The following is a 12,730-nucleotide window of genomic DNA, read 5'->3' as shown; positions in this document are numbered from 1 at the left end:
GCTGATGAAACACCAACGGAACTCGGCCCAAACTAATAAATTATGGTATGAAAAACCGGCAAGATCCTGGACGGAGGCTCTGCCGATCGGCAACGGGCGGCTAGGCGCTATGATATTCGGCAAGGTGAATAATGAAAGGCTCCAATTGAATGAGGACTCGGTTTGGTACGGAGGACCGGTTCGAGGGGATAATCCGGAGGGACAGCAATATTTCCCTATGGTTCGGCAGCTTTTGATGAAGGGCAAACAAATTGAAGCTGAAGAACTTGCTCAAATGGGGATGATGTCGGTACCTAAATCACTCCATCCTTATCAACCGCTCGGAGATTTTCAAATTTATCATGATGGCGAAAAGAAAATGATTTCGAATTACTACAGGGAGCTGGACATTGAGCAAGGGATAGCAAAGGTCGGCTACTGTCTCAACGATATTCCGCATTCGAGGGAACTGTTCAGCAGTGCGGTCGATCAAGTCATAGCGGTCCGGATCCGATGCGATCGTCCGGGAAAATTGAATCTTCGCATGCATTTGAGCCGCAGACCGTTTGACGAGGGAACTCAAAGAATTGCCGATGATACATTGGTAATGAGCGGTGAAAACGGAAGAGGCGGAGTCACCTATTGTGCTGCAGTGAAAGCGGTTCCTGATGGTGGATCGGTCGATGCAGTCGGAGACTTCCTCATTGTGCAGGCAGAAGCGGTGACGATTTATATCGCAGCTGCTACATCTTTCCGCCACTCAGACCCGAAAGTTGCATGTATAAAGCAGCTGGAGCAAGCGGCGAGCAAAGGGTATGAAAAGGTGAAACAAGACCATATAGCGGACCATACGGCCAAAATGGGGCGTGTGAAGCTGGAGCTTGGGCAGCCTGATGATGCGAGGGAGGCTGATACACTTCCAACCGATGCACGTTTACTTCGATTCAAAGAAGGAGGAACCGACCCCGGCCTCATCGCATTGTATTTCCAATATGGCAGATACCTGCTGATGGCCTCTTCCCGTCCAGGTTCAAACCCTGCAAATTTGCAAGGGATCTGGAATGAAAGCTTTACTCCGCCCTGGGAGTGTAAATATACGATTAATATCAACACGGAGATGAACTATTGGCACGCGGAAGTATGTAATTTGTCCGAATGCCATGAGCCATTGTTCGATTTAATAGACCGCATGCGCGTGAATGGCAGAAAAACGGCACAAACGGTATATGGCTGCAGGGGCTTTGTCGCTCATCATAATACCGATATGTGGGGGGCTACCCAGATTGAAGGCAATTTTATGCCGGGTTCGATTTGGCCGATGGGCGCAGCCTGGTTAACTTTGCATCTATGGGAGCATTACCGGTATGGGTTAGACGAAAGCTTTCTTCGCGAAAGAGCGTATCCGATCATGAAGGAAGCGGCCGAGTTTTTCCTGGATTATTTGTTTGAAGACGAAAATGGACGCCTTATTACCGGACCTTCCACCTCTCCTGAGAACAAATTTATCGGATTTGATGGCAGCGTAGGATGCTTAACGATCGGTCCATCCATGGACACACAGATCATCTATACCTTGTTCCGCGCTTGCATCGAGGCATCCGGCATCCTGCAAACAGATGAAGCGACGCGCAGCGAATGGGAACGGGTATTGCGCAAGCTGCCGCAGCCGCAAATCGGGAAGCATGGGCAGCTGCAAGAATGGGTTCGAGACTGGGAAGAAGTGCATCCGGGCCATCGTCATATTTCTCACTTGTTCGCCCTGCATCCTGGTGAAATCATTCATGTGCGTCACACACCTGAATGGGCGCAAGCGGCCAAACGTACGTTGAAGCGCAGACTCGAGGCCGGAAGCGGCCATACGGGCTGGAGCCGGGCGTGGATCATTAATTTCTTTGCACGTTTAGAGGATGGAGACAATTCGTATGAACATCTGCGGATGCTGCTGTCTCATTCCACATTACCGAATATGTTCGACAATCATCCGCCGTTTCAGATTGACGGCAATTTTGGCGGAACCGCAGGGATTGCCGAAATGCTCCTGCAATCTCAGCGCGGGGAAATCAACCTGCTACCTGCGCTTCCGAGCGTATGGGCGAAAGGATCAGTCAGCGGGTTACGAGCTAGAGGCGGCTACGAGCTTGATCTGGCCTGGGACGAAGGCAAACTGACCCGATGCTTCATTCGAGCCAAACAGAATCAAGCGTGTACGGTTGTCTATCGGCGCGATGGGATGCCGCTGATTGTTGAATCGGACGGCGTGCCCGTGAAGGTCGAAGCGCTGACCGACTCGATCCGATTCAACGCAGAAGCAGGCAAAACTTACGTGCTCACGGCTAGTAAGATGCCGGAGAGCAAACAGGTGAAACTGGCAACGAACATTTGAGCAGTATGCTTGGGCGAGAGCAAGCGGGTGAAACAGGCAGCGAACATTTGAGGAGTTTGCTTGGGCGAGAGCAAGCAGGTGAAACTGGCAGCGAACATTTGAGCAGTGTGCTTGGGCGAGAGCAAGCAGGTGAAACTGGCAACGAACATTTGAGCAGTGTGCTTGAGCGAGAGCAAGCGGGTGAAACTGGCAACGAAGATTTGAGGAGTATGCTTGGGACAAAGCACAGACGTGTCGTGCAGAAACGCGCGCCGCGAGCTGGGATACATTCACACAGTCCTTCCATTGTGTGAATGATAGACATAAAGGCTGCACGAAGGCGGTTGGAAGTTTGCCTCGTGTGGCCTTTTCGTTGTGCAGTTTTCCAGCGGCTAGTGCATTCCGCTGCATGCGCAGTTTGCTGCAACGATGATCAGCATCGTTGCGTGAGAGGCCCGCGCCTGAGAGAGCTCAACAACGCTGTAAAACATCGTTGTAGATGGGAACTTCCGCTTCTTAGCGCGTAGTGGGCAGCTGCAACGATGATCAGCATCGTTGCGTGAGAGCCCCGCGCCTGAGAGAGCTCAACAACGCTGTAAAACATCGTTGTAGAGTGGAACTTCCGCGACTCGGCGCGTAGTGGGCACTTGCAACGATGATCTGCATCGTTGCGTGAGAGGCCCAGCGCCCGAGAGAGCTCTACAACGTTGAAAAACATCGTTGTAGAGTGGAACTTCCGCGACTCGGCGCGTAGTGGGCACTTGCAACGATGATCAGCATCGTTGCGTGAGAGACCCGCGCCTGAGAGAGCTCAACAACGCTGTAAAACATCGTTGTAGGGTGGAGCTTCCGCGACTCGGCGCGTAGTGGGCAGCTGCAACGATGATATGCATCGTTGCGTGAGAGCCCCGCGCCAGTGAGAGCTCAACAACGCTGTAAAACATCGTTGTAGGGTGGAGCTTCCGCGACTCGGCGCGTAGTGGGCAGCTGCAACGATGATCAGCATCGTTACGTGAGAGGCCCGCTCCTGGGGAGTGCTCAACAACGCTGTAAAACATCGTTGTAGATGGGAGCTTCCGCTTCTCAGCGCGTAGTGGGCAGCTGCAACGATGATCAGCATCGTTGCGTGAGAGCCCCGTGCCTGAGAGAGCTCAACAACGCTGTAAAACATCGTTGTAGAGTGGAACTTCCGCGACTCGGCGCGTAGTGGGCACTTGCAACGATGATCTGCATCGTTGCGTGAGAGGCCCCGCGCCCGAGAGAGCTCTACAACGTTGAAAAACATCGTTGTAGAGTGGAACTTCCGCGACTCGGCGCGTAGTGGGCAACTGCAACGATGCTGAGCATCGTTGCGTGAGAGCCCCGCGCCAGATGTTCCTCTACAACGCCGTAAAACATCGTTGTTGAGTGGAGCTTCCGCTTCTCAGCGAGAAGTGGGCACTTGCAACGATGATCTGCATCGTTGCGTGAGAGCCCGCGCCAGATGTTCATCTACAACGCTGTAAAACATCGTTGTAGGGTGGAGCTTCCGCGACTCGGCGCGTAGTGGGCAGCTGCAACGATGATCAGCATCGTTGCGTGAGAGCCCGCGCCTGAGAGAGCTCAACAACGCTGTAAAACATCGTTGTAGAGTGGAACTTCCGCGACTCGGCGCGTAGTGGGCAGCTGCAACGATGATCAGCATCGTTGCGTGAGAGGCCCGCGCCCGAGAGAGCTCTACAACGTTGAAAAACATCGTTGTAGAGTGGAACTTCCGCGACTCGGCGCGTAGTGGGCACTGCAACGATGATCAGCATCGTTGCGTGAGAGCCCGCGCCTGAGAGAGCTCTACAACGTTGAAAAACATCGTTGTAGATGGCAATCAAGTGGTCGCACTATATGTCAACTAGCTCCTTAGATAACGAAGGAGATAACTGATAAACATATATTCTTCGTGTTCCTCGTCCACTAGGTACGAAGATGCCCTTTGAGAGCAAGCCATGTAGTAGACGGCGTGCCTTTTGTTGTTCTATCTGTAACACTTCGCAAACGTCAGCAGGTTTAATAGATCTGTTGCAGCGGAACGCCAAACGGATAATCTCTTTTTCTTCAAATGTACAGCTGTCAAACCATTGGCACTGACGGTTTCCGAACCATTTTCCCATGAATTGATGAATCATCTGTTGGCACATTCGTGGTTTGTCCTTTACATCATCGAAGGAGAAGCGCAGTAATTTCCAACCATCAAGGAGCAAATGATTTTGCCGAAGCCATTGATCCGAAAATTGCGAGCGTGTAATGTTCTGCAAATGCGGACCATAACCGTCGATTTCGATGGCTAAACGGACATGTCCATGGATAAAGGCAAAATCAATAAAGCGTGTGCCGTCACGAAAATCCTGGATTTCATATTCTGGAATTAGATTTTCAAAATTTGAAAAGGCGGGCCACCATACTCTCGATAAAAATATTTTTTCTGCATGACCGTGTCCCTCCGTTAAGCGCCTCCGTGCCTCCCTCGTCGCAATTTGGTGTGTTGATCGATATAAGCATCATAGACATTTTCAAAATTCATGTTAATCCCCCTTAAAAAATAAAACCGCCCCCAGTCAGGATCACCCTGAAACTGTGGAGCGGCGTGTGCTTCACAACCGTCTAAAGTATTTTTTAACAAACTACCCAGCTACTTATCGCAGCATCAAATGGCATTGAAAAGCAACCGTGCTTTAGCAGCATCAAATGGCAATGAAAAACAACCATGCCCTATACCGCAACATCATATCACAAGTCAATCAACCATCTTCTCACTCGAAACATCAAATTGGATTGAAGAGCAACCATGTTCTGTTAAGAAACATTAAACTGCATCGGCAAACAGCCATACACTCATACGCTTCATCTAGTTACATGGTCAAACAACCATGCTCTCATGCAATCATCAAATGGCAATGAATAACAATGATGCCCTATTACACAACATCATATCACAAGTCAACCAACCATGCTCTTACTCGCAACATCAAAATGGATTGAAAAGCAACCATGCTCTGTTAAGAAACTTCAAATTGCATCGACAAACAGCCATACACTCATACGCTTCATCTAGTTACATGCTCAAGCAACCATGCCCTTATGCTAACATCGAATTGCATTGAATAACAACCTTGCTCTATTCCGCAACATCATTTCATAAAACAAGCATGCTCTATTACGCAACATCATATCGCAAACCAACCAACCAACCAACCAACCAACCATACTCCCATTAACAACATCAATTTGCAATGAAAAGCAACCATGTTCTCATTCACAACATCAAATGGCATTGAAAATCAACCTTACTCTGATAAGCAACATCATATCACAAGCCAAGCAACCATGCTCCCAATCGCTACATCAAATTTCATTGGCGAGCCAATGAGTTGCCCGCTCGAATCCACTTCTAACAGTGATAAGCCATTTCTTTAGTCGCAGGCAACATGCATGGGTTTAGCAAGATATTGCGGCTACAGGTTATCTGCTGGGACTCATGCTGACTTTTGACAGGCTTTTTCGTTAATCGTCAACGTGGTTGAATCATCCCTACAAAAAAGCACAAACACCCTATAAATGTTTTTTCATCCTCGTGTAATGTAAGAAATAAAGAGGTGGGACTATGGAATTCATTAGACCTGAACATTATTTGCCCAATAAGAAGGGTATAGCGGATGTGAAACAATACGGAATCGGCCTCATCGGGTGTGGCAGTATAGCGAATTCGGCGCATTTGCCTGCCTATCGCAAGTATGGTCTGCATATCGCGGCTTGCTGTGATGTTAACGCAGAAGCGGCACGAGCGACGGCGGAGAAGTTCGACATTCCTTTCTGGACGACTGATATAAATGAACTGCTCGCAAGGGAGGATGTAGGGGTTATCGATTTGGCCATTCATCCCGAACCGCGACTGGAAGTCCTGAAGTTAATCGGAAAGGCACCACGGCCGGTACTATGTCAAAAACCGTTGGCTCTGGACCTGGCTCACGCCGAAAGGCTGAGTCAAGAGGCAGCACGGCTCGGCATCATCCTCGGCGTCAACCAGCAGGCTCGCTGGGCTCCGGCACATAAAGCACTGAAGACGGTGCTGGAGCAGGATCTCATCGGCGAGATTTACAGCATTCATCATTACATGCGATCGTTCCAGGATCAGGCGGGCTGGTGGTGGACGAATATGGCAAACTTCAATATCGTCGACCATGGCGTACATTATGTGGATTTGTGCCGTTATTTTAATCCTTATCCGGAAGAATGGTCACGGGTACATTGCACAACAGCGCAGTTAAAGGGGCAAATGCAATCGATCCGCTGATCTATTCCGCCAACGTGGAGTTCGGTCCAAAGGGTGGCCGAAATCCGCTGATGGCAACGCTTCATTTTAACAATATTGTCAAAGCAAGCCATTCTCACAGCAACACATGGTGGGTTGACGGCACGGAAGGAAGCATCTGGTGTACCCAAGACACCCTTTACATGGCACTGAACAAACATAAAAATGTCGTACATGAGATCAAGCTGAAAGGAACCTGGTTCCCGGACGCTTTTGCAGGGTCCATGATTGCTTTCATGACCGCATTGGAAGAAGGGAAGCTGCCGCCAGTCACTCCAGACGATAACTTGCAAACAGTAGCGATGACAACGGCCATGGTCGCTTCCAGCCAGCAAGGTTGTGTCATGGAAAGAACGGATGTTCTAAAAGGGAGCGCTGTATCATGAACAAACTCGGATTTATGAGTTATATCTACATGGGCTGGAGCGCGGAGGCAATGGCTGAAGATGCCCGCAATCACGGCATGGTGTATGTGCAGCTTGACCCCAAGCAGTCGATGCAGGTCATGGATGATGAGCTCTTTTCATTAGTCAGAGCTGAGAAAATCCGCTCCATTTTCGAAAGGAATGGCATTTCGGTAGTCGGGTTATCGGGATATACGAATCTCATGAATCCGAATTTGCAAAAAGGGGAATCCAAGCTGGAGCAGTTGGAAAAGATGATCGACCTATGTTCGGCATATGGTACTAGGTATATGGCGACAGAGACAGGCAGCCTTCATCCGACGAATGCGTGGCGCGATTATGAAGGTAACCGGACTGCACAAGCATGGGAACAGCTTTTGCAAATTGTGGACCGTTTGCGAAACCGGGCTGCGAAGAATGGATCTATTTTGTTGGTTGAAGGATTTGTGAACAACGTTATGGCCAGTGCGGAGCAAGCGGCAGGGATGCTGAAGCGGCTTGGAACCGATGGACTGGCGTTCATTATGGATCCCTTTAACTACTTGACGCAAGAAGATTTAAAGCGGCAGCCGGAGGCGATGACAAAAATCTTTGATTGTATCGGCGAAATCTCTCCGATTGCACATGCCAAAGATACGCTATATGGAGAAGGTGGATTGACTACACCGAGAGTCGGGGCGGGGCAAGCGGACTGGAATGTGTATGCAGAGCTGCTCGCTCAGCGGTTGCCGGACGTTCCCTTAATACTCGAGCATGCGAAGCCGGAAGACGTGGCTGGTTGTCTGGCCATTATCCGACATGCTTTTGATAACACGGAGGCAAGCAGAGGAGTGAAGAACGCAGGTGGGGCTTAACTCGCATAGACCTAAACTGGGCATTCAGGGCCCGGTGGTTGCTTGGCAGGATCCGTGGGCGGGTAAAGCTTCAGATCTGATGATGCGGACCGGAACGAGGGAGCGTTTGTCCGTCGCAGGATCCGAAACCGGAGCCTGAAGCCTTTGTGCAGATTCTGCGTGAGCTAGAAACGGACTTTTATGTGCATCATGTCCTTCCGGGAACGGATCATAAGGACGTTGCAGCGGATATAGCCGCAGCGGGCATAGATATTTGCCTTGGCAACGAATACGGCAACATCAACGGCCCTTGGGTTGAAGGTACGAACCGGTATGATGTGCCGGATGACGAAATCATTGAAACTGCGAGACTAGGTCGGTGCATAGGCCTGCTGTACGACGAGCCGGAACATTTGCAAATCAATGCCGGCCAGTACCGTAAAGACGGATGGTTTCCCCATTGGGGTGATACGGATGGCTTGAACATCGAGCAGTCGCGAAGCAAGGTGGAACAATCGGTTTTGGCGCGTACGAATCATGTCAAAAGCCTGGTGGATCGCTTGGCATCACCCGGTGTGTCCATTCCCTTGATATCGGAGCACGTGTTTCCTACGATGTTCCATACATTCGCCAGTGCGGGTATGGACATTTGCCCCAAAATCATGAAGGAATCGTTCCAATCGCTGCAACTGTCCACGGCTCTAGGAGCGGCCAAACAATACGGAAGAGCGCTTTGGATTTGTGCCGATTTGTGGGGACCGGATACAGGGACCTGGTTTACGAGGTTTCCCGGATTTCCCGGTCACTCCCCTGAGGAGTTCGAATCTGCCTTAAAGCTCGGCTATTTCATGGGTCCATCGCATTTGTTCGTGGAAAATATCGATGTCCTGCTTACACATACGCCGACTGGTTTTCAGACAACAGAGTTCGGTGAAGTTTGGCAGCACTTCGTTCAATCATTTATTCCTGCAAATCCGCTATCTTGGCATCATTCTCAAGCGGACCCGGATATTGTTGTTATTCATTCCGATGACAGCAATTATGGTCTAAATGAACGGTTATTCGGAAACCGGACACTGCATGAACAAGACATATCGTTCAGTCAAAGTGTGTTTCACATCTGGCATTTGCTTAGCAGGGGGCTATACCTGCCCACGGCAGCTGTATGCATATTCCGGGCTTCGACTTTCCGAGACATCAATTAAAGCGGCAAGTGCCACTTGACCGTTTTCCGCTCGAACAAGGATTTGCAACCGATGAAGGCAAGCGGGTGCATCCGTTATTTTATCCGGTCCATAACGTTCTGGTCTTTGACGAAAAGGTCAGCGCAGAAATGATCGGAAAACCGAAGTTGATCATGGTCGGCGGCTCATCACTCTCCAGTGAGACATTATTGGCTGTCATCCGAAAAGCGGAAGAAGGAGCTATTGTAGTGATCGCTGAGTGGCTTCTTCCAACTGAATGTCCGGGTAAGCTTAGAAGTAACGGGAAAATGGGTCTAGGTCGGTGGATGGTTATCCATGATTTTCTCGATAACACCGTGAAAGAGGTTATAGAACCGTTTTTGGGAAAGGAGCGCTGTTGGACGCAGCGTTTCGGTACATCGGAAGTGAGGATTCATCCGAAGGACAACGAAGGATTTACGTTAGATTTTGAAATCGTGACGGTATGACGAGGAGTAAGGTGGAGATGTGATTGGAGCCAACAAAACGTTTGGATCAGTTTGCGGAAATAGCGTTTCGCGAACATCCCGGCAATAAAGATGAACTGCGGGATATTCCGCCTGTAACATACGAAAAACAATATTTTGCACCGGGAACGGAAATGGCCCAACGCGTGCCAGCGCTTTCGTTCGATGCGCAGCTGGCGCTGTTCCAAGAGGAGCTGAAGCAGCTTCGCGAAAAGTACCGCCCCTATTTGAAAAATAGGGTATCGGCTCCATCCATGAATCGGCACTGCCAACCGTTCAGCCATTTTCAATTTCGGTATCAAACGGCTGATGACGCTGATTTTGCGCAAGTTTTGGAAGGGGCGGGGGATTGGGAAACGGTGACGGTTCCCGATTTTCGCGGTCCTACCGGGGAACAAGGCAAGTGGACGGGGTTTTATCGAAGCGAATTTACCTATCCCTCGATTCCACATGGCAAACGGATATTTCTGGTATTTAAAGGTGTCGACTATAAAACGACGGTTTATCTTAATCGCAAATGCATCGGCAGTCATGAAGGTTTTTTTGCCCCTTTTGAATTCGACGTAACGGAATTTTTGCAGGAACGCAATACGTTGGTTGTGGAGGTGCAGACCGACTATCCGATGATGGGGGTTGGCGGCTCGAAGCTGGATGGAGATAAAATCTATGCAGCGACCGGTCCTGGTTGGGACGACCCGAACAGCGGCTGGAATCATTGTCCGCCGGGTGCCGGAATTTATAACAAGGTTTATTTGGAACAACGTTCGCAGCTGTTTATTCAAGATGTATTCGTTCGGCCGAATATAGACGACAGCTTGGTCGAAGTATGGATCGATGCGATGAACACGACGAACCGGATCATTGAAAACTTCCAATTAAAGCTGGAACTTATTCCTAAAAATTTTTCCGGCCAAGGTGTCGGCCCTATAACATTTACTGTGGCTTACGCCGGTCCGGGCCTCAATTATTTTCGCTACAAAGTAGATTTTCCTGCATGCGAGCTTTGGGAGCCGGACTCGCCTTTGCTGTATGTCGCGCGGATCGAAATGATGAATGGGGAAGAATGCGTGGATAGCCGGGATCGAACTTTCGGTATGAGAAAGTTTCATATGGATGAGCAAGATCAGCCGAAAGGTACGTTGTATCTGAATAATCGTCCGGTCATCCTTAGAGGCGCCAATGAAATGGGGCATTTGCAGCAATGCGTGATGAATAACGATTTCGACCAATTAATCGATGATATTTTGATCGCTAAGGTTGCCAATATGAATTTCTATCGGATCACGCAGCGTCCGGTTCAAGAAGAGATTTACGATTATTTCGATATGCTCGGCATGATGCATCAGTGCGATTTGCCAACGTTCGGATTTATCCGGCGAAATCAATTTGCCGAAGGGGTCAGGCAGGCGGCGGAGATGGAGCGGCTCATCCGCAGTCACCCGTCATCAGTCATGGTGTCGCTCATTAACGAGCCTTCCCGGACCGAGAAGAGGCGAAAAGGGCACCGCCATTTGCACCGAAACGAGCTGGAAGCTTTCTTTGTAGCATCCCGGCAGGCCATTTTTATTGAAAATCCAGATCGCGTAGTCAAAAACGCGGAAGGGGACTACAATCCCCCTACTCGGGAAGGGCTGCCCGATTTTCATTGCTATAACATGTGGTATACGAATAATGTCATTGCTCTTGGAAGAATGTATAAAGGGTTTCTTCCGCCCGTCAGAGAGGGATGGAAGGCAGGATGCGGTGAATACGGGACGGAAGGATTGGACCGTGCCGAGCTGATGCTAAGCCGCTATCCAAAAGAGTGGCTGCCCGCATCCGAACAGGAGCGCTGGCTGCCAAGCGCGATCCATGGCGCGCAAACGTACAATATCCACGGAGACTGGTTCGCTGAGCAGCAAACGATGCCGGAATGGATCGAGGCAAGTCAGAAACATCAAAGCTTGGCAACGAAGTTAATGACGGATGCCTGGCGCAGAAGAGCGGATCGAGTAGTGTCTACAGCCATTCATTTGCTAATCGACGCATGGCCTGCCGGATGGATGAAAGCACTTGTCGGTGTAGACCGCATACCCAAACCGGCTTACTTCACGTACAAGGAATGCTTGGAACCGATGCGAGTCAACCTGCGGTGCGACCGTTGGAAGGTGTACGAAGGCGAATCGATGGAAATCGAAGCATGGCTCTTGAACGATACGGCGGAGGAAGTAAAACAATGCCGGATTGTCGCAACACTTCGGGATGATGCTTGTGATTACGGCCATTATGAGATATCCGGTACATTTCCGGCAGCCTCTTCTGGGTATGCGGGTTCCATTCGCTTCTCAGTTCCTGCGGTGCTAGACAGGCAGATGCTGTATGTGGACGCTTGTCTGCTGGATGAAAACGGGAACATGTTGAATGCAGAACGCTTCACCTTCGAGGCGTTTGCGAGAGCGTTTAACCGGAAGCCGCAGTTGATATCCTATCTCGATAAGGAATCCGAATTGATCGGCAAGCTTTTGAATATGCCCGGAGAGGTGAATCATGATGCGGCAAAGGCGGAACCGCCTTGCGTCGTCTCATCTCCAGAAGTATTCGCCCGACACCGGACGGACATTCTCCATAAAGTGCGAAATGGCGGAACGGTAATATGTATATTGAAACATGCAGACAACGGAGTGTGGGAGCTCGAGGATTCACAGATCCGGACGGTCAAGTTACGGAATGTGTATACGCTGTCCATTCAAGCAGGCGAACCTTGTCTGTCAGAAGTAAAGTCCGATGATTTCTCGTACTTTTATAATTTGACTACCGATAGAATTGACGGAATTTCCAACTGTCATTTGGATGGCGAGGGTATCGAACCCATTGTGTTCGCCTATCACGCGCAGGGAGAGAAGGACGGTAAGCGAAAACTGCCCTTGGTAGGGAAGAAAAAGCTGGGGCGCGGTCAAATATTCTTCGTATGTATGCCGCTTTCGGGAAGAGTAGGCTTCAATCCAACGTTGGACCGTCTTTTACTATCCATGCTTAGTGAGAAAGGAGGGAGCGACGCGTGTACGCCATTGTTAGCCGTGATCAGCAACGACGAGCCGAAGTAGCGGTCACCTCGCAAGGGACGCAGCTCCTATTGCGAAG

The 12,730-nt window shown here is 49.9% G+C and carries 8 protein-coding genes; all 8 read left to right on the top strand.

Translation table 11 applies throughout. The features are described 5' to 3' along the window. Window positions 1-4 precede the first annotated feature (4 nt). The 8 genes from L0M14_RS11240 (at window position 5) to L0M14_RS11205 (ending at window position 12,693) form a co-directional block, all read left to right on the top strand. Window positions 5-2,362: a glycoside hydrolase family 95 protein gene (locus L0M14_RS11240; protein ID WP_235122171.1), complete on the top strand. Its 2,358-nt coding sequence runs from the start codon at window positions 5-7 to the stop codon at window positions 2,360-2,362. Further along, window positions 2,359-2,655: a hypothetical protein gene (locus tag L0M14_RS11235; protein WP_235122170.1), complete on the top strand. Its 297-nt coding sequence runs from the start codon at window positions 2,359-2,361 to the stop codon at window positions 2,653-2,655. Before L0M14_RS11240 ends, L0M14_RS11235 begins: the two co-directional genes overlap by 4 nt. Before the next feature lie 3,320 nt (window positions 2,656-5,975). Further along, window positions 5,976-6,665, top strand: coding sequence for a Gfo/Idh/MocA family protein (locus L0M14_RS11230; protein WP_235122169.1), 690 nt, complete (start codon window positions 5,976-5,978; stop codon window positions 6,663-6,665). A 50-nt stretch (window positions 6,666-6,715) separates the two neighbouring features. Then, window positions 6,716-7,069, top strand: a complete 354-nt coding sequence (locus tag L0M14_RS11225; RefSeq protein WP_235122168.1) for a hypothetical protein — start codon at window positions 6,716-6,718, stop codon at window positions 7,067-7,069. Then, window positions 7,066-7,941, top strand: coding sequence for a sugar phosphate isomerase/epimerase family protein (locus tag L0M14_RS11220; RefSeq protein ID WP_235122167.1), 876 nt, complete (start codon window positions 7,066-7,068; stop codon window positions 7,939-7,941). Before L0M14_RS11225 ends, L0M14_RS11220 begins: the two co-directional genes overlap by 4 nt. 146 nt (window positions 7,942-8,087) lie before the next feature. Continuing rightward, window positions 8,088-9,125, top strand: a complete 1,038-nt coding sequence (locus L0M14_RS11215) for a hypothetical protein (protein ID WP_235122166.1) — start codon at window positions 8,088-8,090, stop codon at window positions 9,123-9,125. 8 nt (window positions 9,126-9,133) lie between these two features. Next, window positions 9,134-9,592 carry a hypothetical protein gene (locus L0M14_RS11210; RefSeq protein WP_235122165.1) on the top strand — a complete coding sequence of 153 codons (459 nt, stop codon included), beginning with the start codon at window positions 9,134-9,136 and terminating at the stop codon, window positions 9,590-9,592. Between the two features lie 23 nt (window positions 9,593-9,615). After that, window positions 9,616-12,693: a glycoside hydrolase family 2 protein gene (locus L0M14_RS11205; RefSeq protein ID WP_235122164.1), complete on the top strand. Its 3,078-nt coding sequence runs from the start codon at window positions 9,616-9,618 to the stop codon at window positions 12,691-12,693. Window positions 12,694-12,730: the final 37 nt, after the last annotated feature.

Source organism: Paenibacillus hexagrammi (genome assembly GCF_021513275.1).
GTDB lineage: Bacteria > Bacillota > Bacilli > Paenibacillales > NBRC-103111 > Paenibacillus_E > Paenibacillus_E hexagrammi.
Note: the sequence above shows the minus strand (reverse complement) of the source record. Positions and strands in the feature narration are given on the sequence as shown.